The organism is Lachnoclostridium sp. An138 (assembly GCF_002160765.1).
Lineage (GTDB): Bacteria > Bacillota > Clostridia > Lachnospirales > Lachnospiraceae > Laedolimicola > Laedolimicola faecalis.
Window position 1 is genome coordinate 141708 of the sequence record NZ_NFLF01000003.1, and the last position, 24861, is coordinate 166568.

The following is a 24861-nucleotide window of genomic DNA, read 5'->3' on the forward strand; positions in this document are numbered from 1 at the left end:
TTTAAAATGGGAAGGCCTCCCGCTGCTTTTCAGAAACCGTATTCTTCCAGAATGGCGGCAATGCCATCCTCGTCGTTGGTGCCTGTGACCCGGTCTGCGGCCTCTTGCGCCTCCTGCGCGGCGTTGCCCATGGCAACGCCGGTGCCGGCCTGCCGGAGCATGGAGATATCATTGGTGCCGTCTCCAAAGGCGAGAGTCTCTTCAGGCTTTATTCCCAGGCGCTCCGCCAGAAAAGCCAGAGCGTGTCCTTTTGTGGCGCTGGCAGCATTTACTTCTATATTAATAGGAAGAGACGAGGACACAGCGCACTGGGGAAAGCGGGAAGGAATTTCCTCCAGAGCCTTTTTTCTGGCCTCCATGTCCCGGAAATAAAGCTGCAGCTTCTGCGGGCCGCTCTCTTCTTCAAAAAGAGTTTTTTCCGGATTTTCTGTGGGAGTGTAAGCCCGTCTCATGCTGTCAAACAGCCAGGGCGCATGAGCGAAATCTTTCATTCTTTCATAGTAGCGGGAAGAGATGAAGCCCTGTCCGCCCTGGTACCAGCCATAGATAGCAGGCAAAGTATCCATATATTTCATAAGCTCCAGCGCATCTTTCCTGTCCAGCTCTGCCTGATACAAAAGCCTGTCCTCTTTCAGGTCGAAGACCTCAGCGCCGTTGATGGCGATGACATATCGAAGCGAAGGAAGCGAGGCCACATCCACCGGGAGATCCCGGTGCAGCCGGCCTGTGGCCGGCACGAGAACCACGCCGTGCTCTGCGGCCCGGGTAAGCGCGGCCTTTGTCCTTGGTGACACGGTTTTTTCGCTGTTCAGTAAAGTTCCGTCCAGATCAAATGCGATCAGCCTGATATTCATTCTGAACCTCCCATGAGATAAATGATATTGTTAGCGTCCCTTGGTATACCGACGTTAGGATTACAGTAAATATTATAACAGCAGAGAAGATGGTTTTGAAGTGGTGAAAAGCCAACATTTTCACGGAGACAAAAGAATGCTAAGATAAAACTGCGGACGTAAAACTATTTATCCGCAGAGAGTGGTACGGGGAACTGAATGATCTGGACTATTTCAATTCTGTGAATGTGGATGGTTTTACTGTCATGTGGCCTCATGGGCAGGATATCTGTCCGGATGAGCTGTATGATTCCAGTACGGTTTTATAAATACCTGGAGAGCAGCCATAAGTGATTTCGTGATATCCGGGTCTGCCCGAATGGAAACGAAGGGATGTTTACTTATATAAATGGGACTTATGATTATGAAGCTCTGCAGTACGATGCGTACGGAACTGTTATCCATAGAATTCCACAATATCTTGTGCCCTGAAAATGCTCTGACCACACATCGGAACTGCCTGATTCTGCATCGTCAAAACCACCAAAATTCCGGACAAAACTTTGTGCATTTTGTGAAAAGTTTTTCCGGAATTTTTTTAAAAAAATCCTTGCAATTCCCGGAACATTCCTGTATAATTGCTACTGTTGTGACATTGATAGCTGTGAAGCGTGAGGTTGCTGCCTGAGAATGGCAGGTTTTCCGTGGAGCGAATGTCAAGTTATGAAACTGGCGACAAGTCACTGTACCAAATAACGGTCTATCTTAGAATAGAAACAACGTGTTTTCCTTTTTTATACAGGATACACACGGGAGAGTGTACAGTCACCGCTTGTCGTACTGGTTAAGAGTACGAAAAGGAGGCGACTTTTTTTATGGCAAGTCAAGTAATGAGAATCACACTGAAGGCTTATGATCATCAGCTGGTGGATGCGTCCGCGAAGAAGATCATCGAAACTGTAAAAAAGAACGGAGCGCAGGTGAGCGGTCCCGTTCCGCTGCCCACAAAGAAAGAGGTAGTGACAATTCTTCGTGCTGTACACAAGTACAAAGATTCCAGAGAGCAGTTCGAACAGAGAACTCATAAGCGTCTTATCGATATCATTACACCGACTCAGAAGACGGTTGATGCACTGTCCAGACTGGAGATGCCGGCTGGCGTTTACATCGATATCAAAATGAAAACAAAATAATTCCTTCAGCTAGAATGAACGCGCATGCGTTCCGCTGTAGAGAAACAAGGAGGAGAAAAAATGAAGAAAGCTATTTTAGCTACCAAAGTTGGAATGACACAGATTTTCAACGAAGACGGCGTACTGACACCGGTTACTGTACTTCAGGCAGGCCCCTGTGTGGTAACGCAGGTTAAGACTGTAGAGAACGACGGATACAGCGCGGTACAGGTCGGATTCGTAGACAAGAGAGAGAAGCTGGTGAATAAGCCGCTTAAGGGCCACTTTGACAAGGCCGGCGTTTCTTATAAGAGATACGTGAGAGAGCTGAAGCTTGAGGATGCAGAAGAGTACGCTCTGGCACAGGAGATTAAGGCAGACATCTTCGCCGCAGGCGACAAGATTGATGTAACTGCTATTTCCAAAGGTAAGGGCTTCCAGGGTGCCATCAAGAGACACGGACAGCACAGAGGACCCATGGCACACGGTTCCAAGTTCCACCGCCACGCTGGTTCCAACGGCGCCTGCTCCGATCCGAGCAAGGTATTCAAGGGCAAGAAGATGCCCGGACAGATGGGACACAAGAAAATCACCATCCAGAACCTTGAGGTTGTACGCGTAGACGCAGACAAGAATCTGCTCCTGGTAAAGGGCGCGGTACCGGGACCGAAGAAGGCTCTGGTTACAGTAAAGGAAACAGTAAAGGTTAGCAAATAATCTTTAGCGGAAAGGAGGACTTACAGATGGCAACAGTATCTGTTTACAATATGGAAGGAAATGAAGTTGGCACAATCGAGTTAAGCGATGCTGTATTCGGTGTTGACGTAAACGAGCACCTGGTACACATGGCCGTTGTTGCACAGCTTGCAAATAAGCGTCAGGGAACGCAGAAAGCAAAGACCCGTTCTGAAGTATCCGGCGGCGGAAGAAAGCCCTGGAGACAGAAGGGAACCGGTCATGCAAGACAGGGTTCAACAAGAGCTCCCCAGTGGACGGGCGGCGGCGTGGTATTCGCACCCGTACCGAGAGATTACACCATCCGCCTGAACAAGAAGGAGAAGAGACTGGCACTCAAGTCTGCTCTGACTTCCAGACTTCAGGAGAACAAGCTCATCGTAGTTGACGAGCTGAAGTTCGATGAGATTAAGACAAAGAATTTTGTAAACGTGATGAACAACCTGAAGGCTGACAAGGCTCTGGTAGTTCTGAACGAGAACGATGCAAATGTGGTAATGTCCGCAAGAAATATTCCTACAGTGAAGACGGCTCTGACGAATACGATTAACGTATACGACATCCTGAAGTACAACACACTGATCCTGACCAAGGACGCTGTAGCGACAATCGAGGAGGTGTACGCATAATGGCAGATCTGAAGTATTACGATATCATCCGCAAGCCGGTTATCACCGAGAAGAGCATGGATGCCATGGGTGAGAAGAAGTACACATTCCTGGTTCATACAGATGCTACCAAGACTCAGATTAAAGAGGCTGTGGAAAAGATGTTTGCCGGAACAAAGGTAAAAAGCGTCAACACCATGAACCTGGATGGAAAGAAAAAGAGACGCGGCATGGTAGTTGGAAAGACAGCCAAGACAAAGAAGGCTATCGTACAGCTGACAGCTGAGAGCGCAGACATCGAGATCTTCGAGGGACTGTAAGCCGCGGACGCCGGAAAAGGCGTGGGAAACAGACTATACGCATAAAAGCGTGACATCAAATAACAGAAACGAAAGGAGAGAACTGTAATGGGAATTAAAACATATAATCCCTATACACCTTCCAGAAGACATATGACTGGTTCTGATTTCTCTGAAATCACAAAGAACGAGCCGGAGAAGGCCCTGCTGGTATCCTTAAAGAAGAACGCAGGCCGCAATAATCAGGGTAAAATCACAGTAAGACACCGCGGAGGCGGTTCCAGAAGAAAATACAGAATCATCGACTTCAAGAGAAGAAAAGATGGAATTCCGGCTACGGTAATCGGAATCGAGTACGACCCGAACCGTACCGCAAATATCGCGCTGATCTGCTACGCAGACGGTGAGAAGGCTTATATCCTGGCTCCCCAGGGACTGAAAGACGGCATGAAGGTCATGAACGGACCGGAGGCCGAGGTAAGAATCGGCAACTGCCTGCCGCTTTCCGAGATTCCTGTAGGTACTCAGGTACACAATATCGAGCTGCATCCTGGAAAGGGCGGACAGATGGTTCGTTCCGCAGGAAACAGCGCACAGCTCATGGCTAAGGAAGGCAAGTACGCGACACTTCGTCTGCCCTCCGGAGAGATGAGAATGGTTCCCTTAAATTGCAGAGCGACTGTTGGTGTGGTAGGAAATGCAGAGCACAACCTGATCAACATCGGTAAGGCAGGACGCAAGCGTCACATGGGTATCCGTCCGACCGTCCGCGGTTCTGTAATGAACCCGAACGACCATCCGCACGGTGGTGGAGAAGGAAAGACCGGTATCGGCCGTCCGGGTCCGTGCACACCGTGGGGCAAGCCCGCTCTTGGTTTGAAGACGAGAAAGAAGAACAAGCAGTCCAATAAGCTGATCGTCAGAAGAAGAGACGGCAGAACATTTAAGTAAGGAGGAAAACACATGGCTCGCTCATTAAAAAAAGGACCATTTGCAGATGAGAGCTTACTGAAAAAGGTAGACGCGATGAACGAAGCAGGCGAGAAGACAGTCATCAAGACCTGGTCCCGCCGCTCCACAATCTTCCCGCAGATGGTTGGTCATACAATCGCAGTTCACGACGGAAGAAGACACGTTCCGGTGTATATCACAGAGGATATGGTAGGACATAAGCTCGGTGAGTTCGTTCCGACCAGAACCTATCGTGGACATGGAAAAGACGAGAAGAAATCCAGACGTTAACCGATAAATACCAGGAAACACCCTCCGGGGCAAAAGGAAAAATGCCCTGGGGCATGTACCTGGATGCCAGAAAACAGGCAAAATAAGGAAACACCCTCCGGGTGTACCTGAATGCCAGAAAACAGGCAAAATAAGGAAAGGAGACTCATCCAATGGCTAAGGGACATAGAAGTCAGATTAAGAGAGAAAGAAATGCCCAGAAGGATACGAGACCGTCAGCAAAGCTTTCCTACGCTCGTGTATCCGTTCAGAAGGCATGCTTCGTATTAGATGCCATTCGCGGCAAAGACGTGGACACAGCGCTTGGTATTGTAATGTACAATCCGCGTTATGCTTCCACACTGATTGAAAAATTATTAAAGTCAGCGATTGCAAACGCTGAAAACAACAACGGAATGAATCGCAGCAACCTCTACGTAGCAGAGTGCTATGCGAACAAGGGACCGACAATGAAGAGAATCAGACCGAGAGCACAGGGCCGGGCTTACAGAATCGAGAAGAGAATGAGCCACATCACAATCGTGCTTGATGAGAAATAGGAGGTAGAGCATGGGACAGAAAGTTAATCCGCACGGCCTCAGAGTCGGCGTTATTAAAGATTGGGATTCCAGATGGTATGCTGAAGATTCCTTCGCTGATTATCTTGTAGAGGACTACAACATCCGTAAATTCCTGAAGAAGAGACTGTACAGCGCGGGCGTATCCAAGATCGAGATCGAGCGCGCTTCCGACAGAGTAAAAGTTATCGTTTATACCGCAAAGCCGGGCGTTGTCATCGGTAAGGGCGGTTCTGAGATTGAGAAGGTAAAGGCTGAGCTTGCTCAGTACACCGACAAGAAGCTCATCGTAGACATCAAGGAGATTAAGAGACCGGACCGCGACGCGCAGCTTGTAGCAGAGAACATCGCGCTTCAGCTGGAAAACCGTGTGTCCTTCCGCCGCGCCATGAAGTCCACCATGTCCAGAACCATGAAGGCTGGCGCAAAGGGAATCAAGACGGCTGTAGCAGGCCGTGTTGGCGGAGCCGATATGGCTCGTACTGAGTTCTACAGTGAGGGAACCATTCCGCTGCAGACACTGAGAGCAGATATTGACTACGGATTCGCCGAGGCAGATACCACTTACGGCAAGATTGGCGTAAAAGTGTGGATCTACAAGGGCGAGGTACTTCCGACGAAAGGAAACAAGGAAGGGAGCGATAAATAATGTTAATGCCGAAGAGAGTAAAGCGTCGTAAACAGTTCCGTGGTTCCATGGCAGGAAAGGCCTTAAGAGGCAACAAGATCACCATGGGCGAGTTCGGTATCGTCGCTACAGAACCGTGTTGGATTAAATCAAATCAGATCGAGGCAGCCCGTGTTGCCATGACCCGTTACATGAAGCGTGGCGGTAAAGTATGGATTAAGATTTTCCCGGATAAGCCGGTTACAGCAAAGCCTGCCGAGACCCGTATGGGTTCCGGAAAGGGAACGCTGGAGTACTGGGTAGCAGTTGTAAAGCCGGGCCGTGTAATGTTTGAGGTTGCAGGTGTACCGGAAGAAACAGCTAGAGAAGCGCTTCGTCTTGCAATGCACAAGCTGCCCTGCAAGTGTAAGATCGTTTCTAAAGCAGACTTAGAAGGCGGTGATAACAGTGAAGAGTAATAAGTATGTAGAAGAGTTAAAGGCAAAATCTGCTGCGGAATTAAATGAGGAATTAGTAGCTGCAAAGAAGGAACTTTTCAATCTGAGATTCCAGAACGCAACCAATCAGCTCGATAACACAAGCAGAATCAAAGAGGTTCGCAGGAACATCGCCAGAATTCAGACTGTTATCGCGCAGAAGGCGAATGCGTAACAGAGCGGAAGGAGAATTGTCGTGGAAAGAAATTTGAGAAAAACGCGTGTCGGCAAAGTCGTTAGCGATAAAATGGATAAGACTATCGTGGTTGCTGTTGAGGAGCATGTAAAGCATCCGCTGTACAAGAAGATTGTAAAGGATACCTACAAGCTGAAAGCTCATGATGAGAACAACGAGTGCCACATCGGCGATACGGTAAAGGTTATGGAGACGAGACCGCTGTCCAAGGACAAGAGATGGAGACTCGTCGAGATCATGGAGAAAGCGAAATAAGTTAAGAAGGAGGCTACCGGCATGGTACAACAGGAAACCAGACTTAAAGTGGCTGACAATACCGGCGCAAAGGAGCTCCTTTGCATTCGCGTATTAGGCGGTTCCACAAGAAGATATGCAAATATCGGTGACATTATCGTTGCCAGCGTCAAAGATGCAACACCCGGCGGTGTTGTAAAGAAGGGCGACGTTGTAAAGGCAGTGGTTGTTCGTACGGTTAAGGGCGCCCGCCGTAAAGACGGCTCTTACATCAAATTCGACGAGAACGCTGCGGTTATTATCAAAGATGACAAGAACCCGAGAGGAACCCGTATTTTTGGACCAGTAGCGAGAGAGCTTCGTGAAAAGCAGTTTATGAAAATTGTTTCACTTGCTCCGGAAGTATTATAGGAGGGTGCCACATGTCAACAGTTAAGATTAAGAAAGGCGATACGGTAAAGGTTATCGCCGGAGCAGACAAGGATAAAGAGGGCAAGGTAATTGCCGTCAATCATAAGAACAACACTGTGCTCGTAGAGGGTGTGAACATGATTACCAAGCACACCAAACCTTCCATGGCCAATCAGAACGGCGGCATCGTTCACCAGGAAGCTCCGATTCATATCTCCAACGTAATGTACGTGAAGAATGGCAAAACCACAAGAATCGGCTTCAAGGTAGAGAACGGCAAGAAGGTCCGCGTTGCCAAGGCGACCGGCGAAGTGATTGATTAATTGAGGAAGGAGGTCGCAGAAGTTGAGTAGATTAAAAGAGAAGTACACGAATGAAATCGTGGACGCGATGATTAAGAAATTTGGATATAAGAACATTATGGAAGTTCCGAAGCTCGACAAGATCGTGGTAAACATGGGCGTTGGCGAGGCAAAGGACAATGCGAAGGTTCTTGAGTCTGCCGTGAAGGATATGGAAACCATTACCGGACAGAAGGCAGTTCTGACCAGAGCAAAGAACTCCGTTGCGAACTTCAAGATCAGAGAGGGTATGGCAATCGGCTGCAAGGTAACTCTGCGCGGCGAGAAAATGTATGAGTTTGCTGACCGTCTGATCAACCTGGCTCTTCCCCGTGTGCGTGACTTCCGTGGTGTAAACCCGAACGCATTTGACGGACGCGGAAACTATGCGCTGGGTATCAAAGAGCAGCTGATTTTCCCCGAGATTGAATACGATAAGGTAGACAAGGTGAGAGGTATGGACGTTATCTTCGTGACGACGGCCAAGACCGACGAGGAAGCCAGAGAGTTACTGACATTATTCAACATGCCGTTTACAAAATAGGCGGAACTAAAAGGTTGTATCAGCAGACAGCGGACAGCACATGAGAATTTCTGGACGGTTTTGCAGAAATTCTTATCATCCAGGTGCTGGACGGTGGCTGCGGGACTAAAATAGGAGGAAAAATTCATGGCTAAGACAGCAATGAAGATCAAGCAGCAGCGGAAACAGAAGTTTGCGGTTAGAGAGTACAATCGCTGCAGAATCTGCGGCCGTCCGCATGCATATCTGAGAAAATACGGAATCTGCAGAATCTGCTTCCGTGAGCTGGCATACAAGGGCCAGATTCCTGGCGTTAAGAAAGCAAGCTGGTAGGCCGGAAGCAACTTAGTGAAGGGGAGCCTGGAAGGCGAACCCTGAACTTAGTGCGAGGCCGTTCGCGACCCTTAACGAAAGCGCAAGATGAATTGGCCGGAGGCCAAGAAAAGGCCCCCTGGGGGGAGTCCGGAGGACGAAGCTTGAGTTTAGTGGAGCGAACATACCCGTCAGGTTACTCAGTTTCCATTCAAAAAATTAGGAGGAAGAAGAAGTCATGGCATTGACAACGAACGATCCCATCGCGGATATGCTTACGAGAATCCGTAATGCGAACACCGCTAAACATGATACCGTTGATGTACCCGCTTCCAAGATGAAGATCGCTATCGCGAATATCCTGGTAGACGAGGGATACATTGCAAAATATGATCTCGTAGAAGACGGAAACTTCAAGACCATCCGTATCACTCTGAAATACGGAAAGGATAAGAATGAGAAGATCATCTCCGGTCTGAAGAGAATATCCAAGCCGGGTCTGCGTGTATACGCCAGCAAGGAAGAGCTGCCGAAGGTACTTGGCGGTCTCGGAATCGCTATCATTTCTACAAATAAGGGCGTTATCACCGATAAGGAAGCGCGCGCGCAGGGCGTAGGCGGAGAAGTTCTGGCTTTTGTTTGGTAAGATTCCCGGTTCCCGGTAATTAGCCGAGAATTTTTATAAGGAAGCACCATGGTTACTGAACAAGGTAACACCGTGGTCACTAAGCTCAGACTACGCGCGAGCGCTTGTCTTCGCTAAGTGTCCAGGTGGGCGTTCACACTAGGCTCATAAATTCGCCAAGTGTTCACAGCCAGGAACCAGGTGCAGATTCGCACTAAGTTCAAGCTTCGCCCGATGTGGCTCGCTTTCACTAAGTGCTCATACTGAAAACAGAGGAAGCGCACAAGCTTCCTCCGAGAATTTAAGTTTAGGAGGTAAATAGGAATGTCACGTATTGGAAGACATCCGGTAGCCATTCCCGCAGGTGTGACTGTAGACATCGCGGAGGGCAACAAGGTCACTGTTAAGGGACCCAAGGGAGAGCTTGTAAGAGTTCTGCCCGCAGAGATGGAAATTAAACTGGAAGATGGTCAGGTGGTCGTTACCAGACCGAATGACCTGAAGAAGATGAAATCCTTACATGGTCTGACAAGAACCCTGATCCAGAATATGGTCGTAGGCGTAAGCCAGGGTTACGAGAAAGTTCTTGAGGTAAACGGAGTAGGTTACAGAGCGCAGAAGTCCGGCAAGAAGCTGACGCTGAACTTAGGCTATTCTCATCCGGTAGAGATGATCGATCCGGAAGGCCTGGAGTCTGTAGTAGACGGCAACAAGATTACCGTAAAGGGAATCGACAAAGAGAAGGTTGGACAGTACGCTGCTGAAATCAGAGACAAGAGAAGACCGGAACCGTACAAGGGCAAGGGAATCAAGTATGCGGATGAAGTCATCAGACGTAAAGTCGGCAAGACTGGTAAAAAATAAGTAAGGAGAGTATAAAAATGGTTAGTAAAAAGTCAAGAAGCGTAGTTCGCGCGAATAAGCATAGAAGATTACGTAATCATCTCAGCGGTACTGCTGAAAGACCGCGTCTGGCTGTGTTCAGAAGCAATAATCATATGTATGCTCAAATTATTGACGATACCGTCGGCCATACTCTGGTAGCCGCTTCCACCCTGGAGAAGGATGTGAAGGCAGAGCTGGAGAAGACGAACAACGTCGATGCGGCAGCATACCTTGGAAAAGTAATCGCACAGAAAGCCCTTGATAAGGGAATTAAGACCGTTGTCTTTGACAGAGGCGGCTTCATATATCAGGGTAAGATTCAGGCACTGGCAGAAGCAGCCCGTGAAGCTGGATTGGAATTCTAGGAAAGGAAGGAAAAAGACAGATGAGACATGAGATTATCGATCCGAGTCAGCTGGAATTAACTGACAAGGTAGTGGCAATTAAGCGTGTAAGCAAAACTGTCAAGGGCGGACGTACCATGCGTTTCACCGCTCTGGTCGTTGTCGGTGACGGCAACGGACATGTCGGCGCCGGTCTTGGAAAGGCTGCTGAGATTCCGGAAGCAATCCGCAAGGGCAAAGAAGATGCCATGAAGAAACTGGTAACTGTAGCCATCGACGAGAATAAGAGTATTACACATGATTTTATCGGAAAGTTCGGCAGTGCTTCCGTGCTGCTGAAGAGAGCTCCGGAAGGTACCGGTGTTATCGCAGGAGGCCCGGCTCGTAACGTGCTGGAGCTGGCTGGTATCAAGAATATCCGTACCAAGTCTCTTGGTTCCAACAATAAGCAGAACGTTGTTCTTGCTACGATTGAAGGCCTGAAGGCTCTGAAGACTCCGGAGGAAGTGGCGAAGAACCGCGGAAAATCCGTTGAAGAGATTACGAACTAGGAGGATACGGACATGGCAGATAAGTTAAGAATTACGTTAGTGAAATCTCCCATCGGTGCGATCCCGAAGCAGAGAGCTACTGTGGAGGCCCTCGGTCTCCGCAAGGTAAACAAGACAGTGGAACTGCCGGATAACGACGCGGTCAGAGGAATGATCTGGCACGTAAAGCATCTGGTAAAGGTTGAAGAGATTTAATTAAGATTACGGAATAGGAGGTGTCACAATGGACTTATCAAATTTGCAGTATGCGGAAGGCTCCAAGCAGAGCGGAAGCTTCCGGAGAGGTCGTGGACACGGTTCAGGAAACGGTAAGACAGCCGGTAAGGGACATAAGGGCCAGAAGGCTCGTTCCGGAGCGCCGAGACCGGGCTTCGAAGGCGGTCAGATGCCGTTATACAGAAGACTTCCGAAGAGAGGCTTTACAAACAGAAATTCCAAGGTTATCGTTGGAATCAATGTGAGCGCTCTGGAAGTGTTCGATAATGACGCAGTTGTTTCTGTAGAGACTCTGATGGAACAGGGTATTGTTAAAAATCCGAAGGATGGAGTAAAGATTCTCGGAAACGGAGAACTTACGAAAAAGCTTACAGTACAGGCCAATGCTTTCTCCGAGGGCGCTAAAGCCAAAATCGAGGCTCTTGGTGGAAAAGCAGAGGTGATCTAATGTTTAAGACCTTACAGAACGCATTTAAAATCAAGGATATCCGGCAGAAGCTGATTTATACCTTTCTGATGCTGATCGTCATCAGACTGGGATCTCAGCTTCCGATTCCCGGAGTAAACCGTACATTTTTTGCGTCCTGGCTTGCGGCACAGACCGGAGACGCGTTCAATCTTCTGGACGCGTTCACCGGCGGCTCCCTGGCCAGCATGTCAATATTTGCGTTAGGTATTAATCCCTACATTACTTCTTCCATTATCATCCAGCTCCTTACCATTGCGATTCCCCAGCTTGAGGAAATGCAGAAGGACGGAGAGGAAGGAAGAAAGAAAATCCAGAATATCACCCGTTATGTGACGGTGGCGCTGGCCCTGATTGAAGGAACGGCCATGACCATCGGCTTTGGCGGACAGGGACTTCTGGAGAATCCCACATGGTACAATATGACTGTGGTGGTAATCGCCTTGACAGCCGGTTCCGCGTTCCTGATGTGGATCGGCGAGCGGATCACACAGAACGGTGTGGGCAACGGTATTTCCATTGTACTGTTGATTAATATTGTATCCCGTATGCCGGATGACTTTGTGTCTCTGTACAACAGCTTTATGGCTGGAAAGAGCGTGGCGATGGCTGTGCTTGCGGCTGTCATTATTCTGCTTGTCATCCTGGTGACGGTAGTATTTGTTATTGTCCTTCAGGATGGTGAGAGAAGAATCCCCGTTCAGTACAGCAAGAAGCTTCAGGGCAGAAAGGTTCTGGGCGGACAGAGCACTCATATCCCGATGAAGGTCAATACAGCCGGAGTTATCCCGGTTATCTTTGCCTCTTCCCTGATGTCTCTTCCGGGCATCATTGCTGCTTTTCTTGGAAAGGGAAACGGCGACGGAATCGGCAGCAAGATTATTACGGGCTTAAGTTCCAGCAGCTGGTGCGATCCGGATAACCCGATCTACAGCCTGGGCCTGCTGCTCTATATTCTGCTGGTAGTATTCTTTGCTTACTTCTATACTTCTATCACCTTCAATCCGCTGGAGATAGCAGATAACATGAAGAAGCAGGGCGGCTTTATTCCGGGTATCCGTCCGGGACGGCCCACGTCAGACTACCTTGCAAAAATTCTGAATTACATTATATTTGTCGGAGCAATCGGCCTGATCATCGTATGCGTGATCCCGATCTTCTTTAACGGCGTATTTGGCGCCAGCGTTTCCTTCGGAGGAACTTCCATCATCATCGTGGTGGGCGTTGTTCTGGAAACCATCAAGCAGATCGAGTCTCAGATGGCAGTGCGGTATTACAAGGGCTTTTTGAACGACTAGATCACAGAAGCTTCCGGCCTGCGCGGGAGACAGTTTCCGCGCAGTACCCCGGGGGCTTTCCGCGATACAGAAAAACAAAGGAGTACTGGTATGAAAATTATCATGTTGGGAGCACCGGGTGCAGGGAAAGGCACACAGGCGAAGAAAATCGCTGACAAATATCAGATCCCGCATATTTCCACGGGCGATATTTTCAGAGCAAATATAAAAGAGGGCACAGAGCTCGGAAAGAAAGCAAAGTCTTACATGGATCAGGGACTTCTGGTACCGGATGAGCTGACGCTGGAACTCATCATGGATCGTTTCCAGAATCCGGACTGCGCGAACGGCTATGTGCTGGACGGTTTCCCGCGTACCATTCCCCAGGCGGAGGCACTCACGGCAGCCCTGGAGAAGAATGGAGAAACCATTGATTATGCAATCAATGTAGAGGTTCCGGATGAGAACATCGTTGCCCGTATGTCGGGAAGAAGAGCCTGTCTGGCCTGCGGAGCCACCTACCATGTGGTGTACGCCCCCACGAAGGAAGAGGGCATCTGTGATCGCTGCGGCGAGAAGCTGGTGCTGAGAGACGATGACAAGCCGGAGACCGTAAAGAAGAGACTGGATGTATATCACAGCCAGACACAGCCGCTGATTGACTATTATATCAAGCAGGGCAAGCTTGTGGAGGTAGATGGAACTCAGAATGTGGACGCTGTGTTTGACGCGATTGTAAAGATATTAGGAGCGTAGGTTATGTCGGTAACAATTAAATCTGCCAGAGAAATTGACTTGATGCGGACGGCGGGAAAACTGCTGGAAGAGGTTCACAATGAACTGGCGGCCTTTGTAAAGCCTGGAATATCCACACTGGACATTGACCGCTATGGGGAGAAGCTCATAAGAGAGAGAGGCTGCATTCCGAATTTCCTGAATTACAATGGCTATCCCGCTTCCATCTGCGTATCGGTAAACGACGAAGTAGTACACGGAATTCCGAGAGCGGACCATATTCTGCAGGAGGGGGATATCGTAAGTCTGGACGCAGGTCTGATTTACAAGGGATACCATTCAGACGCGGCCAGAACTCATGCGGTGGGAAAGATCAGCCCCGAGGCGGAAAAGCTCATAGAAGTCACGAGACAAAGCTTCTTCGAAGGCATCAAATACGCAAAGGCCGGACATCATCTTCATGAGATTTCCGCAGCCATCAACGACTATGTGGATCAGTTTGGCTACGGCGTCGTTCAGGACCTGGTAGGCCATGGAATCGGAGAGCATCTTCATGAAGATCCGCAGATACCGAATTTCCGCCAGCGGCGCAGAGGGATTAAGCTGGTGCCTGGAATGACGCTTGCGATTGAACCCATGATCAACGCGGGAACCTGGGAGGTTTCCTGGTTGGACGACGACTGGACGGTAGTCACCGACGACGGCTCGCTTTCTGCTCACTATGAAAATACGGTTCTGATCACCGACGGAGAGCCGGAGATTCTTACCCTCACACTGTAAATGCCTATGGAAAGAGTGAAGCAGGGCATGTTCGCCAGATCAAAGGCGGGACACGATAAGGATAAACTGTATATCATATTAAAAACGGAGGGCGGATACGTCTATCTGACAGACGGAGAGCTGCGGCCTCTGTCCAAACCCAAAAGGAAGAATCAGAAGCATATTCAGCCCATATGCAGAATTCCGGAAGGCTGGGATTCTGAGAGCGTGACAGACAATTTTGTAAAGCGGGCCATCAGGCTGCAGGAAAAGGAGGATGAAAATGTCTAAAGCAGATGTAATTGAAATCGAAGGAACCGTAGTGGAGAAGCTGCCCAACGCCATGTTCCAGGTGCAGCTTGAGAACGGCCATCAGGTGCTGGCTCATATCAGCGGCAAGCTCCGCATGAACTTTATCCGGATTCTGCCGGGTGATAAAGTGACGATTGAGATGTCTCCCTATGATCTGTCCAAGGGCAGAATTATCTGGAGAGATAAATAAGGACGGTTTTTCTGTATCCGGTGTCCGGCCCAGGCCGCCTGGATATCAGAAAAACCTGAGTATAGAGTAATAGAATCCACTGTATCGGAGACGGTACAGTGGATTTTTGGTGTAAAGGGAGGAAAATCCCGGGAGAGTTAAAGCTCATGAAATACCGGCTTCATCTCCGCATAGGTGCAGAAGTTTTGAAAACCCAGCTCCTTCAGTCTCTTCCGGGTATCCGAAATGTGGGCCCCCAGCTGTTCCGGCTTATGGCTGTCGCTTCCGATGGTAAGGATTGTACCGCCCAGTTCCAGATACAGGCGGAGAATCTCTTCCGATGGGGTCAGATCGTTCAGGCCGTAGCGGTAAGAAGAGGTATTGACTTCGATTCCCTTTCCATCCTGAATGACGGTCTGCAGAATCTCCCGGATCAGAGGCTTTGTATATTCAAAGGGATAATCGCCGGCATTGTCGTAACGCCTGATCAGATCCAGATGGCCCAGCACACTGTAGTTTTTGTAATTTCTGACCAGATCAAGCAGTTCCTGGTAATAGCGTTCATTATATTCTTTCTGGCTTCTGCCCCGCTGAAAATCCTGAGTCCAGAATTCCTTATTTTCAATCTGATGGACAGACAGGATGATGAAATCAAAAAGATAACGGGCAAAAAGAGCTTTATACTGCGGAATGGTATGTGTCTGCATGCCAAATTCCAGACCGGTCCGGATGTGTATGCGGCCGCCGTATTCCGACTGCATCCTGCGGATTTCAGCCATATACGCCGGATAATCCACATTGGCAAAGGGCTCGTTTCCGCGCCAGCGGATTTCCACTCCGGCATCCCAGTCATCCTTCACCCCGTAATCTACATGATCTGTAAAACAGATTTCATCCATCCCCATCTGAATGGCGTCCCGCACGACAGACTCCATGGGGTAGACGGAATCATCGCTGAATTCCGTATGTACGTGATAGTCTGCAAACATATTGTTTTCCTTTCTCTCTTCTCAGATTACATCCGGTTACAGAAAAATTATAAGGGAAAAGCAGGGACGCCGCAACAGCTTTGGAGAAAAGGCTGCAGGGTGCCTGCGCCTGCTGTTCGGACAGGGGAAAATGATTGACGGCATGATTCATTTATGCTACCATAAACATACCAAAAGAATGTATAGATGCAGGAGGCGCTCAGATGGCAAGAAATAAATATCCGGAGATTACAGTGGAAAAGATTTTGGACGCGGCCCAGCGTCTCTTTCTGGAAAAGGGCTATGACAATACGACCATTCAGGATATTGTGGATGAGCTGGGCGGCCTGACCAAGGGGGCAGTCTACCATCATTTCAAATCCAAGGAGGAAATCATGGATGCGGTGGGTGACAGGATGTTCCGGGAAAATAATCCCTTTGAGGCTGTCATGGGACGGAAGGATCTGAACGGCCTGGAGAAGCTGCGTGAGATGGTGCGGGTGAATCAGTCCGACCGGGCAAGGCAGGATATGAATATTCAGTCCATGCCGATTTTGAAAAATCCCCGGGTTCTTGCCGGGATGATCGAGGCGAACCGGAAGGAGCTGACGCCCTATTTTGAGCGGCTGATCGAGGAAGGCTGCAGGGATGGCTCGATTCACACGGAGTATGGGAAGGAGCTGGCAGAGCTGATTCCTCTGCTGACCAGCCTTTGGCTGGCGCCCACGGTCTTTCCCTCCACAGCGGAGGGAATGCTGAAGAAATTCCGCTTTATCAGGGAGATGCTGGAGAAAATGGGAATGCCTGTCATTGACGACGAGATTATGAAGATGGCGGAGGAGTATTTCCGGGAGATCGAGGACAGTATGAAAGAAGCGGAAGCTTTCCAGGACGCGGGGAGAGAACCAGGCGGCCGGTAAAAGGCCGGCAGAAGACTGTGGGATATTACAGGGAATTTTCGGAAAATGCGCGCAGAGTCAGACAGTATGCGGGAGCCTTTGCGCGTATTCTTTTAAGTTAATACATTCATTCGGTAGGTATTAAAAGAGAAGATTTCTTCACGTTTTTTGTTTTTCAGTTTTCAGGGCTTTGCGGCCTGATTTTCTTTTGATTATATACATACCTTTAGAAGGTATGTATATAAATATAAAACAATAAGGAGGAGCAAAATGGAATTTGCGGTAAAGACGACGCAGCTTGCAAAGGTATTTTCCGGCAGGGAGGTCTTAAGAGACTGCAGTTTGGCTGTGGAGCGGGGAACGGTCTATGGCCTTCTCGGACGCAACGGAGCCGGGAAAACCACTCTGTTCAAGCTTCTGCTGGGATACCTGAAACCTGCGATGGGAAAGGCAGAAGTACTGGGAATGAACAGCGTGAGGGATAACCGGGAGATTCTGAGGCGGACAGGAAGCCTGATTGAAGCGCCGGTTTTCTATGAGCATCTGTCTGCGGAGGAAAACCTTCGGATTCATCTGGCCTATATGGAAATGCCGGGGAAGACGATATGCGGTCAGGAACAAGAAAATTCCCGGAGGCAGAAAATTCGGGAGCAGAACATACAGCAGCGGATTGAAGAAGTTCTGGATCTGTCCGGTCTCCCCTGTACGGGAGAGCAGCCGGTCGGTACCTTTTCTCTGGGAATGCGCCAGCGGCTGGCCATAGCAAGGGCAGTCGTCCACAGGCCTGAGCTTCTGCTCCTGGATGAACCCATGAACGGTCTGGACCCGGCGGGAATCCGGGAGATGCGGGAGCTTTTGAAAGGGCTGATGCAGAAACAGAAGATGACGATTCTGCTCTCCAGTCATATGCTTCCGGGGCTATGATTGTGTTGGGAGGGGGAGTGATGCTTCTGTTCTTTCTGACAGAGCAGCTGTTTCCACTGTGTACGGATCAGCTGAATCTGAGCACAGTTTTGAAAAGTCTTGGAGTTCTGCTGTTCAGCGCTGTTATGGCCGCAGAGATCGGAGTGTCTGCAGTCTGGATCGGATATATGAAGCGCTCTGTGGTTGCTGCAGTTACTGCATCGGTCATTCTGGCGTCTCTGGGGTGCCAGCTTCTGCAGTTTTCTTATCTGTCGGCAGCTGCCGCAGGAGCAGGGGTTCTGGTACTGCTGGTACCGGCGGTGCTGGCTGTACGGAACCTGTATGAAAAAATTTTGAATCTGGAGGTATGAAATGGGAAAGACAGAGAAACTGTTCACTAAGAATTTTACCTTTCTGATGCTGGGGCAGATTTTCTCCCTTATCGGAAATTATACGCTGAAATTTGCCCTGTCCATGTATGTGCTGGAGCAGACTGGCTCGGCGTCCGTCTTTGGCACGCTCCTTGCCATTGCCACAGTTCCTGCGGTGATTCTCGGGCCTTTCGGAGGAGTTATGGCGGATCGGCTGAACAGAAGAAACATGATGGTGGCGCTGGACTTCCTTTCAGGGACGGCAGTCTTGGCGGCGTTTTTACTGATGGGAGAAAATATGAGTATGTTCCTGGTGGGCGCACTGCAGATAGTTCTGGCTGTTCTCGGGGCCTTTGAATCGCCGGTGGTACAGGCGTGTGTGCCTCAGATGCAGAGAGGTGAAAATCTGCTGAAAGGGAATGCGGCTGTGAATCAGGTACAGGCTCTTGCAGGCCTGGTGACGCCTTTTACCGGAAGCCTCTTTTATGCGGCCTTCGGAATCAGGCCCGTTCTCTTTGGTGCTGCGGTCTGCTTTTTTCTGACGGCCTTTCTGGAACATTTTATTCAGCTCCCATGCCGGAAGCGGGGAAACGAAGAAAAAGAGGGCATATGGAACATGATCTGCGCTGACTTTGGTGACAGCGGACGCTTTCTGCTCAGGGAGGAACCGCAGGTACTTAAGCTGCTGCTTCTGGCAGCGCTCGCCAGCTTTTTCGTAGTCGGAACCGCGATTGTGGGTCTTCCCTATCTGGTCCGCACTGTTCTGGGACTGTCGGCAGAGCATTACGGCGCAGCCGAGAGCGCCATGGGAGCAGCGGCCGTAGCCGGAGGAATCCTGTCGGGCGTTCTGGCAGGGAGGCTGCAGATGAGCCGGCTGTACCGGCTTCTGATTTTTGCAGGAATCTGTCTGCTGCCCGCGGGAATGATGTTTTTGCTTCCTGTGAATGCCTTCGGCCGTTACCTGGTGGTGCTTCTGTGTTTCTGTGCGGTGCAGGCAGCTGCCGCCGTCTTTTCCGTCATGTCGCTTTCCATGATTCAGGAGCGGACGCCTGCGGAACTGACCGGGAAGATTATGGCCTTCGTAATTACGTTTTCCACCTGTGCACAGCCTCTGGGCCAGTTGATTTATGGGCTGCTTTTTGACGCTTTTACGCAAGCGGTCTGGGTGGTACTGGCGGTTACAGGCCTGGCGGTAATCTGTCTGGGCGTTTCCTTCCGGGGACTGTTCCTGAGTTTCCACAAGTCACAGAGATAAGGGTTTTCATAAGAATACGGGTTTCTCATAAGAATAGGGGTTTTTCTTAAGAACAGGGGCTTCTTATAAGAATACAGATTTCTTATAAGATGGATTTCAAAGAAGCCCCGGATATGGTAAAATTAGAAAAAAGTAGGAGGAATCATGTCATGCTTGCATATACCTATGTGTCGAAAGGGGATTTCCGCCTGATGGAAAAACCGGAGCCGGAGCTTCGGGACGGAAAGGATGCCATTGTAAGAGTGGAGCTGGCCAGCATCTGTACCAGCGATCTGCATATTAAGCATGGAGCCGTGCCCAGGGCGGTGCCGGGCATCACAGTGGGCCATGAAATGGTGGGGACCGTGGAGACGGTGGGCTCCGAAGTGACGAAGGTGAAGCCGGGAGACCGGGTGGCGGTCAACGTGGAGACTTTCTGCGGGACCTGTTTCTTCTGTAAGAGAGGCTATGTGAATAACTGTACCGATCCGGACGGCGGCTGGGCGCTGGGCTGCCGGATTGACGGCGGACAGGCAGAGTATGTCCGGGTTCCCCACGCGGATCAGGGCCTGACTATGATTCCGGAGGGCGTCTCTTTCGAGCAGGCTCTTTTTGTGGGGGATGTGCTGGCTACGGGTTTCTGGGCAGTGCGGATTTCGGAGATCCGGCCGGAGGACACGGTGCTGATACTGGGAGCGGGTCCCACGGGTATCTGCACGCTGCTCTGTGCCAGACTGAAAGATCCGAAGAAACTCATCGTCTGTGAAAAAGACCAGGACAGACTGGCCTTTGTGCGGAAGCATTATCCGGAAGTGACAGCAGTTACGCCGGAAGAATTGCCGGAGACAGTCAAAAGATTCTGTCCCAACGGAGGGGCAGACGTGGTGCTGGAGGTGGCGGGGGCAAAGGGAACCTTTGAGATGGCCTGGAAATACGCCCGTCCCAATGCTGTAGTCACGATCGTGGCGCTCTATGAGGAAGACCAGGTGCTGCCCCTTCCGCAGATGTACGGGAAAAATCTCACCTTCAAGACAGGCGGGGTGGACGGCTGTGACTGCGAGGAGATTCTTTCTCTGATTGCGGAGGGACGGCTGGATACGCTCCCGCTGATTACCCACACTTATCCGCTGGAGCAGATCGAAGCAGCGTATGAGCTGTTTGAAAATAAAAAGGACCGTGTGATGAAAGTCGCGGTCAGATGTCAGCCAGAAGAAAGATAGCGCCGTCAAAAATGCCGCTCTGTCAAGGAATGCGGTATGCGATGGGGTGTGAGGGGAGGTACACACGGATGAAAAAGAAAACAACGTTGTTCGCTGTAATATTGATTGCGGGTCTGGCTGCCGGCTGCGGCCAGACGCAGCAAGAGCCGGATCTTTCAGCTGCAGAAGAGACGGAGCAGATACAGGAAGATGGAGTTCAGGACGGAGAGACTGTGCCGGAAGGACAGGGTGGAGACGAGACTCCTGCTGAGGGATTTTCTTTCACAGATGTCGCAGACAGAGAATTTTATTTCAGCAGCGGAGCGGGCGGCTGGTATACGGTGCTCTATATTCATGAGGACGGCAGCTTTGACGGGCATTTCCAGGACAGTAATCTGGGTGATACGGGAGAGAACTATCCAAACGGAACGCTCTATTGCAGTGATTTCACCGGGCAGTTTACGGAGCCGGAAAAAGTGGATGATATGACTTACCGGTTTCAGATAGAATCCATAGATTATCTGCGGAAAGGGGAAGAGGAAATCAGATACGGCGTTCTCTATTGCTATGGTGACGCGTATGGACTGGAAGGCGCAGAGGATCTGTATCTGTATCTTCCCGGCTCGGAAATCGCCGGACTTCCGGAGGGGTACCGGAGCTGGGTGGGATATTATGATCTGGAAAGCACAGAGGAGACAGAACTTCCTTTCTATGGGCTTTATAACGAAAAGGCGGAAGCGGGCTTTTCCAGTTCCACTCCAGTGAAGGAACCGTCTTTGGCGCCGGTCTGGGCGCGGCAGATAGAAAGAGAGGTTTCAGCAGCCCAGGCAGAGGCAGACAGGCTGGAGGAAGAGCTGCAGAACGCAGCAGCCCAGGCGGATATGAATGAAATATCCGGCCAAATCTATGCAGTGTGGGACAATGCGCTGAACACCATCTGGGAGATCCTGAAGGAGAATAAGGATGAAGAGTCCATGGAAACACTGACGGAAGAGGAGCGGTACTGGATCAGAAGAAAGGAAGAGACTGTACAGGAAGCCGGAGCGGAAGTGGAAGGCGGCAGCCTGTATTCTCTGGTGGTAAGCAGCAAAGCGGCAGATCTGACGCGGAAGCGGGTCTACGAGCTGGCGGCGGAGGCAGGCGCGCCGATGGATACGCAGCTCATTTATGACGGCCGGTACTTTGACGAAAGCATTTATCTGTACTGGGTCGGAGAGATTACGGATGCCTCATTACTGACCTACTGCGAAATCCTGATCAGGAATGTGACGGACACAAGCTTTGATTTTACAGTAAACGAGCTGGCGGCGGAGACGGATGAAGGTCCCGAAATCCTTTCCGGCACGGCCCGGATTCAGGATAACGGAAAGGCTGCGGTCTATGAAGGGGAAGAGTTTACGCTGACCTTTCATTTTGAATCCGCTCCGGAGGTTTTTCCGAAGTATTTCACCGTAGAGGGATGGGATAAGCTGGAAGGAAAGACTTACATGAATAATAACATACCGGGCCATGAGTCAGGCTGACATAAGACGGCGGGCTGCGGAACGGGAGTGCTTTTGATTTTCTGCCTGCTGCGGGCTGGGAGCTCCTTAGAGATAAAATGGAGGAATTTCCGTTATGATTTACGGTATCTGCGGCGGGAGACGCCGGTCCCGCGGCGCCTGCCAGGCAGGACAGGGCAGGATGGCAGACGCCTGCGAAGCTGTCTGCCTGCTGCATGCAGAAAATAAGAATCGTATATGAGAGGAAAAGCAAATGGCACAGAACACAAGCAAAAATCTCAGAAACCAAATCATTTATTCCATCTATGTGCGCAATTACAGCGGGGAAGGGACCTTCGCGGCTGTGGAGCGGGATCTGGAGCGTATCCGGGATCTGGGGACGGATATCATCTGGCTGATGCCGGTTCATCCGCTCGGAGTGAAGAACAGGAAGGGAAGCCTGGGAAGTCCCTACGCAATCCGGAATTACAGGGAGATCAACCCGGAATTCGGCACGCTTCAGGATTTCCGGTCGCTGGTGGACCGGATTCATGAGCTGGGAATGAAGTGTATGATCGATGTGGTGTACAACCATACCTCACCGGATTCCTGGCTGGCGGAGCATCATCCGGAGTATTTCTACCGGAAGCCGGACGGAAAGATGGGAAACCGTGTAGGCGACTGGACGGATGTGGTGGATCTGGATTATGGAAACAGGGAGCTCTGGGATTATCAGATCGAGACGCTGAAATACTGGGCGGAAATGGTGGACGGCTTCCGCTGTGATGTGGCGCCGCTGGTTCCGCTGGAGTTCTGGAAGAAGGCCAGGGAAGAAGTGGAAAAGGTAAGGCCGGACTGTATCTGGCTGGCGGAGTCCTCGGAGCCGGATTTCGTGCGGTGGCTCCGGAAGGCCGGCGTGCCGGTGCTTTCGGATTCGGAGTGCTACCAGGCCTTCGATCTCTGCTATGATTATGATGTGTATCCGGCGTTCCGGGCTTATCTGAAGGGAGAGATGCCCTTGAGCGCCTATGCGGCCCAGCTGAATATGCAGGAATATATCTATCCGGACAATTATGTGAAGCTGCGTTTCCTGGAGAATCATGATCAGGCCAGAGCGAAATCCCTGATTATGGATGAGAGGGAGCTCCGGAACTGGACGGCTTTCTGCTATTTTCAGAAGGGAGCCACGCTGCTCTATGCAGGCCAGGAGACGGAGAATACGAACTGCCCCAGCTTGTTTGAAAAGGATACGGTGTCCTGGGATACGGGACACGATCTGACAGAGTTTATGCGGAGGCTGGCGGCAGTAAAGAAGAACCCGGTTATGGCAGACGGGGCGTATTCCCTGAAGGCGCTGGACGGGCAGGACATTCTGACGGGCGCCTGGGAGGAGAGCTGCGGCAGGGAAGGCGGCACTCTGGAAGAAGCACGGGAAAACAGAAAAATCCGGCTGGCGGGAATTTTCAGTCTCAAAGGCAGGGCTGCGGAGGTGGAGACAGATCTTCCGGACGGCACATACTGCAACTGCGTGGACGGCACGGAGGTGCAGGTGAAGGGAGGGAAGCTGATCTGCCAGGGGGAACCGATGATTCTGGAATGCTGATCTGCCGTTGAGAACGAGCGGACAGCGGCAGGAAAGCGGACAGGAATGTTAAATTTTTGCCGATCCCTTGAGAATTACAGGAAGAAACGCTATAATTGTAACCAGAGATTTATCAGCAGGAACGGCGCCGGCGCAGAATGGTCCGCAGAAGGCTTGTGCACCGGCGCTGAAATGGAGTTAAGACAATGAAAATAGTATTGCAGAATCTGACAAAGACGTTTCCGGGCCGGGGCAGGAAGGCTCAGAACGATGTGACCGCGGTGGATGATCTTTCCTGCGAGATACCGGACGGGGAGCTGATAGCCCTGCTTGGGCCCTCCGGCTGCGGAAAGAGCACCACGCTGAACCTGCTCTGCGGTTTGGAAAATCCCACCTCCGGCAGAATTTTTTTCGGTGAGGATGATATTACCGATCTGCCGCCGGAGCTTCGGGGTGTCGGCATGGTATTTCAGAACTATGCCCTTTATCCTCATATGACGGTGAGACAGAATATTCTCTTTCCCATGGAGAATCTGAAGGGAAAGGAGAGACTGTCAAAAGAAGAGATGCAGAAGCGGGCGGAGGAGACGGCGCGCCTGGTTCAGATCGAAGAGCTGATGGACCGGAAGCCCAGAGAGCTTTCCGGCGGCCAGCAGCAGCGCGTGGCTATTGCCCGCGCCCTGGTGAAGATGCCCAGAGTCCTTCTTCTGGACGAGCCGCTGTCGAATCTGGATGCCCGTCTCCGCCTGCAGACCCGGGAGGAGATACGGAAAATTCAGAAGAAGACGGGGATTACCACGGTTTTCGTAACCCATGACCAGGATGAGGCCATGAGTATTTCGGATCGGATTGCGGTCATGCGCCTGGGTGTGCTGATGCAGATGGGAAGGCCCCAGGAGGTCTATGACAATCCGGCGAACCTGTTCGTGGCGAAGTTCCTCGGCACGCCTCCCATCAACGTCTTTGAGGGAAGAGTCCGGGACGGCCGGCTTTACATCGGGGATGAGGCAGTATTTTCCGCGGAGGGCGTTCCCGATCAGGAAGTCTGGGCCGGCGTGCGGCCGGAAGGATTTCTGCTGCAGGAGGACGGCCCCTTGACCTGTGAGCTGAACCGCGTGGAGATCATGGGCCGGGATATCAGTATTATTTCCAGCCATAAAGCCTGCGCGGCGCAGGCCGTACGATCGATTATCACGGCGGAGACCAGTGTAAATACAGCTGCCCGTTCAGTCCGGTTTGCATTGAAACCGGGCAAGGTATTCCTGTTCCACAAAGAGACAGAAGAAAGAATTTTGTAACTGAGGGTACGGAACAGCCA

36 protein-coding genes are annotated in these 24861 nt (G+C 50.7%); 34 read left to right on the top strand and 2 right to left on the bottom strand.

Annotation, left to right across the window (positions count from 1 at the left end; all coding sequences use genetic code 11):
* Positions 1-29: 29 nt before the first annotated feature.
* A complete protein-coding gene (locus B5E82_RS03785) occupies positions 30-854 on the bottom strand; it encodes a Cof-type HAD-IIB family hydrolase (protein WP_087306059.1) in 825 nt (274 codons plus the stop codon).
* Positions 855-1708: 854 nt separating this feature from the next.
* Here B5E82_RS03785 and rpsJ point away from each other — a divergent pair.
* The 26 genes from rpsJ to infA all read left to right on the top strand — a co-directional run bounded on the left by rpsJ (position 1709) and on the right by infA (position 14927).
* Positions 1709-2026 (top strand): 30S ribosomal protein S10, encoded by a 318-nt coding sequence (gene rpsJ / locus B5E82_RS03795; protein WP_087306061.1) that lies wholly within the window; start codon positions 1709-1711, stop codon positions 2024-2026.
* 60 nt (positions 2027-2086) lie between these two features.
* A complete protein-coding gene (gene rplC, locus B5E82_RS03800) occupies positions 2087-2722 on the top strand; it encodes a 50S ribosomal protein L3 (protein WP_087306062.1) in 636 nt (211 codons plus the stop codon).
* Positions 2723-2748: 26 nt separating this feature from the next.
* Positions 2749-3369, top strand: coding sequence for a 50S ribosomal protein L4 (gene rplD, locus B5E82_RS03805; protein WP_087306063.1), 621 nt, complete (start codon positions 2749-2751; stop codon positions 3367-3369).
* Positions 3369-3668 (top strand): 50S ribosomal protein L23, encoded by a 300-nt coding sequence (gene rplW, locus B5E82_RS03810; RefSeq protein ID WP_087163501.1) that lies wholly within the window; start codon positions 3369-3371, stop codon positions 3666-3668. Before rplD ends, rplW begins: the two co-directional genes overlap by 1 nt.
* 87 nt (positions 3669-3755) lie before the next feature.
* Positions 3756-4598, top strand: a complete 843-nt coding sequence (gene rplB, locus B5E82_RS03815; protein WP_087306064.1) for a 50S ribosomal protein L2 — start codon at positions 3756-3758, stop codon at positions 4596-4598.
* Between the two features lie 12 nt (positions 4599-4610).
* Positions 4611-4889, top strand: a complete 279-nt coding sequence (rpsS, locus tag B5E82_RS03820) for a 30S ribosomal protein S19 (protein WP_087163503.1) — start codon at positions 4611-4613, stop codon at positions 4887-4889.
* 152 nt (positions 4890-5041) lie between these two features.
* Positions 5042-5428: a 50S ribosomal protein L22 gene (gene rplV / locus B5E82_RS03825; protein WP_087306065.1), complete on the top strand. Its 387-nt coding sequence runs from the start codon at positions 5042-5044 to the stop codon at positions 5426-5428.
* A 10-nt stretch (positions 5429-5438) separates the two neighbouring features.
* Positions 5439-6095: a 30S ribosomal protein S3 gene (rpsC, locus tag B5E82_RS03830; protein ID WP_087163505.1), complete on the top strand. Its 657-nt coding sequence runs from the start codon at positions 5439-5441 to the stop codon at positions 6093-6095.
* Positions 6095-6532, top strand: coding sequence for a 50S ribosomal protein L16 (gene rplP, locus B5E82_RS03835; RefSeq protein ID WP_087163506.1), 438 nt, complete (start codon positions 6095-6097; stop codon positions 6530-6532). Before rpsC ends, rplP begins: the two co-directional genes overlap by 1 nt.
* A complete protein-coding gene (gene rpmC / locus B5E82_RS03840; RefSeq protein WP_087163507.1) occupies positions 6522-6725 on the top strand; it encodes a 50S ribosomal protein L29 in 204 nt (67 codons plus the stop codon). The genes rplP and rpmC overlap by 11 nt, the downstream gene beginning before the upstream one ends.
* A 21-nt stretch (positions 6726-6746) precedes the next feature.
* Positions 6747-7001, top strand: coding sequence for a 30S ribosomal protein S17 (gene rpsQ / locus B5E82_RS03845; RefSeq protein ID WP_087306066.1), 255 nt, complete (start codon positions 6747-6749; stop codon positions 6999-7001).
* A gap of 21 nt (positions 7002-7022) precedes the next feature.
* A complete protein-coding gene (rplN, locus tag B5E82_RS03850) occupies positions 7023-7391 on the top strand; it encodes a 50S ribosomal protein L14 (protein ID WP_087163509.1) in 369 nt (122 codons plus the stop codon).
* Positions 7392-7402: 11 nt separating this feature from the next.
* Positions 7403-7714 (top strand): 50S ribosomal protein L24, encoded by a 312-nt coding sequence (gene rplX, locus B5E82_RS03855; protein WP_087306067.1) that lies wholly within the window; start codon positions 7403-7405, stop codon positions 7712-7714.
* Between the two features lie 22 nt (positions 7715-7736).
* A complete protein-coding gene (rplE, locus tag B5E82_RS03860) occupies positions 7737-8276 on the top strand; it encodes a 50S ribosomal protein L5 (RefSeq protein WP_087306068.1) in 540 nt (179 codons plus the stop codon).
* Between the two features lie 126 nt (positions 8277-8402).
* A complete protein-coding gene (locus B5E82_RS03865; RefSeq protein ID WP_087163512.1) occupies positions 8403-8588 on the top strand; it encodes a type Z 30S ribosomal protein S14 in 186 nt (61 codons plus the stop codon).
* 223 nt (positions 8589-8811) lie between these two features.
* On the top strand, positions 8812-9213 hold the full coding sequence (rpsH, locus tag B5E82_RS03870) for a 30S ribosomal protein S8 (protein ID WP_087306190.1): 402 nt from the start codon (positions 8812-8814) through the stop codon (positions 9211-9213).
* 303 nt (positions 9214-9516) lie between these two features.
* Positions 9517-10056 carry a 50S ribosomal protein L6 gene (rplF, locus tag B5E82_RS03875; protein ID WP_087306069.1) on the top strand — a complete coding sequence of 180 codons (540 nt, stop codon included), beginning with the start codon at positions 9517-9519 and terminating at the stop codon, positions 10054-10056.
* A gap of 17 nt (positions 10057-10073) precedes the next feature.
* On the top strand, positions 10074-10442 hold the full coding sequence (rplR, locus tag B5E82_RS03880; RefSeq protein ID WP_087163514.1) for a 50S ribosomal protein L18: 369 nt from the start codon (positions 10074-10076) through the stop codon (positions 10440-10442).
* A 20-nt stretch (positions 10443-10462) separates the two neighbouring features.
* On the top strand, positions 10463-10972 hold the full coding sequence (gene rpsE / locus B5E82_RS03885) for a 30S ribosomal protein S5 (RefSeq protein ID WP_087306070.1): 510 nt from the start codon (positions 10463-10465) through the stop codon (positions 10970-10972).
* Between the two features lie 12 nt (positions 10973-10984).
* Positions 10985-11167 (top strand): 50S ribosomal protein L30, encoded by a 183-nt coding sequence (rpmD, locus tag B5E82_RS03890; protein WP_087306071.1) that lies wholly within the window; start codon positions 10985-10987, stop codon positions 11165-11167.
* Between the two features lie 28 nt (positions 11168-11195).
* Positions 11196-11636: a 50S ribosomal protein L15 gene (gene rplO / locus B5E82_RS03895; protein ID WP_087306072.1), complete on the top strand. Its 441-nt coding sequence runs from the start codon at positions 11196-11198 to the stop codon at positions 11634-11636.
* The gene (gene secY, locus B5E82_RS03900) at positions 11636-12952 is read left to right on the top strand and encodes a preprotein translocase subunit SecY (RefSeq protein WP_087306073.1); all 1317 of its coding nucleotides are present in this window, start codon (positions 11636-11638) and stop codon (positions 12950-12952) included. The genes rplO and secY overlap by 1 nt, the downstream gene beginning before the upstream one ends.
* A gap of 90 nt (positions 12953-13042) precedes the next feature.
* Positions 13043-13687 (top strand): adenylate kinase, encoded by a 645-nt coding sequence (locus tag B5E82_RS03905; RefSeq protein ID WP_087306074.1) that lies wholly within the window; start codon positions 13043-13045, stop codon positions 13685-13687.
* A 3-nt stretch (positions 13688-13690) separates the two neighbouring features.
* Positions 13691-14446 carry a type I methionyl aminopeptidase gene (gene map / locus B5E82_RS03910; protein WP_087306075.1) on the top strand — a complete coding sequence of 252 codons (756 nt, stop codon included), beginning with the start codon at positions 13691-13693 and terminating at the stop codon, positions 14444-14446.
* A 27-nt stretch (positions 14447-14473) separates the two neighbouring features.
* Positions 14474-14716, top strand: coding sequence for a KOW domain-containing RNA-binding protein (locus tag B5E82_RS03915; RefSeq protein ID WP_242966238.1), 243 nt, complete (start codon positions 14474-14476; stop codon positions 14714-14716).
* Positions 14709-14927 (top strand): translation initiation factor IF-1, encoded by a 219-nt coding sequence (gene infA / locus B5E82_RS03920; protein ID WP_087163521.1) that lies wholly within the window; start codon positions 14709-14711, stop codon positions 14925-14927. The genes B5E82_RS03915 and infA overlap by 8 nt, the downstream gene beginning before the upstream one ends.
* Before the next feature lie 137 nt (positions 14928-15064).
* Here infA and B5E82_RS03925 read toward each other — a convergent pair whose 3' ends face one another.
* Positions 15065-15895 (bottom strand): histidinol-phosphatase HisJ family protein, encoded by an 831-nt coding sequence (locus tag B5E82_RS03925; RefSeq protein WP_087306076.1) that lies wholly within the window; start codon positions 15893-15895, stop codon positions 15065-15067.
* A gap of 203 nt (positions 15896-16098) precedes the next feature.
* On the opposite strand from B5E82_RS03925, the gene B5E82_RS03935 reads away from it, so the two are divergent.
* The 8 genes from B5E82_RS03935 to B5E82_RS03970 all read left to right on the top strand — a co-directional run bounded on the left by B5E82_RS03935 (position 16099) and on the right by B5E82_RS03970 (position 24841).
* Entirely contained in the window at positions 16099-16794 is a 696-nt protein-coding gene (locus tag B5E82_RS03935) for a TetR/AcrR family transcriptional regulator (protein ID WP_087306078.1), read from the top strand.
* Between the two features lie 249 nt (positions 16795-17043).
* The gene (locus tag B5E82_RS03940) at positions 17044-17697 is read left to right on the top strand and encodes an ABC transporter ATP-binding protein (RefSeq protein ID WP_087306079.1); all 654 of its coding nucleotides are present in this window, start codon (positions 17044-17046) and stop codon (positions 17695-17697) included.
* Between the two features lie 20 nt (positions 17698-17717).
* Positions 17718-18047, top strand: a complete 330-nt coding sequence (locus B5E82_RS03945; RefSeq protein WP_087306080.1) for a hypothetical protein — start codon at positions 17718-17720, stop codon at positions 18045-18047.
* Position 18048: 1 nt separating this feature from the next.
* Complete coding sequence (locus B5E82_RS03950) at positions 18049-19302, top strand: MFS transporter (protein ID WP_087306081.1); 1254 nt, start codon at positions 18049-18051, stop codon at positions 19300-19302.
* A gap of 149 nt (positions 19303-19451) precedes the next feature.
* Complete coding sequence (locus B5E82_RS03955) at positions 19452-20501, top strand: alcohol dehydrogenase (protein WP_087306082.1); 1050 nt, start codon at positions 19452-19454, stop codon at positions 20499-20501.
* 68 nt (positions 20502-20569) lie between these two features.
* A complete protein-coding gene (locus tag B5E82_RS03960; protein ID WP_162610699.1) occupies positions 20570-22003 on the top strand; it encodes a lysozyme inhibitor LprI family protein in 1434 nt (477 codons plus the stop codon).
* A gap of 232 nt (positions 22004-22235) precedes the next feature.
* On the top strand, positions 22236-23564 hold the full coding sequence (locus B5E82_RS03965; RefSeq protein WP_087306084.1) for an alpha-amylase family glycosyl hydrolase: 1329 nt from the start codon (positions 22236-22238) through the stop codon (positions 23562-23564).
* 185 nt (positions 23565-23749) lie between these two features.
* Positions 23750-24841 carry an ABC transporter ATP-binding protein gene (locus B5E82_RS03970; RefSeq protein ID WP_087306085.1) on the top strand — a complete coding sequence of 364 codons (1092 nt, stop codon included), beginning with the start codon at positions 23750-23752 and terminating at the stop codon, positions 24839-24841.
* Positions 24842-24861: the final 20 nt, after the last annotated feature.

Bases quoted from the DNA above. Each gene is read 5' to 3' on its own strand.
- B5E82_RS03785 (WP_087306059.1), bottom strand. From the start codon at position 854: ATGAATATCAGGCTGATCGCATTTGATCTGGACGGAACTTTACTGAAC.
- rpsJ (WP_087306061.1), top strand. From the start codon at position 1,709: ATGGCAAGTCAAGTAATGAGAATCACACTGAAGGCTTATGATCATCAG.
- rplC (WP_087306062.1), top strand. From the start codon at position 2,087: ATGAAGAAAGCTATTTTAGCTACCAAAGTTGGAATGACACAGATTTTC.
- rplD (WP_087306063.1), top strand. From the start codon at position 2,749: ATGGCAACAGTATCTGTTTACAATATGGAAGGAAATGAAGTTGGCACA.
- rplW (WP_087163501.1), top strand. From the start codon at position 3,369: ATGGCAGATCTGAAGTATTACGATATCATCCGCAAGCCGGTTATCACC.
- rplB (WP_087306064.1), top strand. From the start codon at position 3,756: ATGGGAATTAAAACATATAATCCCTATACACCTTCCAGAAGACATATG.
- rpsS (WP_087163503.1), top strand. From the start codon at position 4,611: ATGGCTCGCTCATTAAAAAAAGGACCATTTGCAGATGAGAGCTTACTG.
- rplV (WP_087306065.1), top strand. From the start codon at position 5,042: ATGGCTAAGGGACATAGAAGTCAGATTAAGAGAGAAAGAAATGCCCAG.
- rpsC (WP_087163505.1), top strand. From the start codon at position 5,439: ATGGGACAGAAAGTTAATCCGCACGGCCTCAGAGTCGGCGTTATTAAA.
- rplP (WP_087163506.1), top strand. From the start codon at position 6,095: ATGTTAATGCCGAAGAGAGTAAAGCGTCGTAAACAGTTCCGTGGTTCC.
- rplN (WP_087163509.1), top strand. From the start codon at position 7,023: ATGGTACAACAGGAAACCAGACTTAAAGTGGCTGACAATACCGGCGCA.
- rplX (WP_087306067.1), top strand. From the start codon at position 7,403: ATGTCAACAGTTAAGATTAAGAAAGGCGATACGGTAAAGGTTATCGCC.
- B5E82_RS03865 (WP_087163512.1), top strand. From the start codon at position 8,403: ATGGCTAAGACAGCAATGAAGATCAAGCAGCAGCGGAAACAGAAGTTT.
- rplF (WP_087306069.1), top strand. From the start codon at position 9,517: ATGTCACGTATTGGAAGACATCCGGTAGCCATTCCCGCAGGTGTGACT.
- rplR (WP_087163514.1), top strand. From the start codon at position 10,074: ATGGTTAGTAAAAAGTCAAGAAGCGTAGTTCGCGCGAATAAGCATAGA.
- rpsE (WP_087306070.1), top strand. From the start codon at position 10,463: ATGAGACATGAGATTATCGATCCGAGTCAGCTGGAATTAACTGACAAG.
- rpmD (WP_087306071.1), top strand. From the start codon at position 10,985: ATGGCAGATAAGTTAAGAATTACGTTAGTGAAATCTCCCATCGGTGCG.
- rplO (WP_087306072.1), top strand. From the start codon at position 11,196: ATGGACTTATCAAATTTGCAGTATGCGGAAGGCTCCAAGCAGAGCGGA.
- secY (WP_087306073.1), top strand. From the start codon at position 11,636: ATGTTTAAGACCTTACAGAACGCATTTAAAATCAAGGATATCCGGCAG.
- B5E82_RS03905 (WP_087306074.1), top strand. From the start codon at position 13,043: ATGAAAATTATCATGTTGGGAGCACCGGGTGCAGGGAAAGGCACACAG.
- map (WP_087306075.1), top strand. From the start codon at position 13,691: ATGTCGGTAACAATTAAATCTGCCAGAGAAATTGACTTGATGCGGACG.
- B5E82_RS03915 (WP_242966238.1), top strand. From the start codon at position 14,474: ATGTTCGCCAGATCAAAGGCGGGACACGATAAGGATAAACTGTATATC.
- infA (WP_087163521.1), top strand. From the start codon at position 14,709: ATGTCTAAAGCAGATGTAATTGAAATCGAAGGAACCGTAGTGGAGAAG.
- B5E82_RS03925 (WP_087306076.1), bottom strand. From the start codon at position 15,895: ATGTTTGCAGACTATCACGTACATACGGAATTCAGCGATGATTCCGTC.
- B5E82_RS03935 (WP_087306078.1), top strand. From the start codon at position 16,099: ATGGCAAGAAATAAATATCCGGAGATTACAGTGGAAAAGATTTTGGAC.
- B5E82_RS03940 (WP_087306079.1), top strand. From the start codon at position 17,044: ATGGAATTTGCGGTAAAGACGACGCAGCTTGCAAAGGTATTTTCCGGC.
- B5E82_RS03945 (WP_087306080.1), top strand. From the start codon at position 17,718: ATGCTTCTGTTCTTTCTGACAGAGCAGCTGTTTCCACTGTGTACGGAT.
- B5E82_RS03950 (WP_087306081.1), top strand. From the start codon at position 18,049: ATGGGAAAGACAGAGAAACTGTTCACTAAGAATTTTACCTTTCTGATG.
- B5E82_RS03955 (WP_087306082.1), top strand. From the start codon at position 19,452: ATGCTTGCATATACCTATGTGTCGAAAGGGGATTTCCGCCTGATGGAA.
- B5E82_RS03960 (WP_162610699.1), top strand. From the start codon at position 20,570: ATGAAAAAGAAAACAACGTTGTTCGCTGTAATATTGATTGCGGGTCTG.
- B5E82_RS03965 (WP_087306084.1), top strand. From the start codon at position 22,236: ATGGCACAGAACACAAGCAAAAATCTCAGAAACCAAATCATTTATTCC.
- B5E82_RS03970 (WP_087306085.1), top strand. From the start codon at position 23,750: ATGAAAATAGTATTGCAGAATCTGACAAAGACGTTTCCGGGCCGGGGC.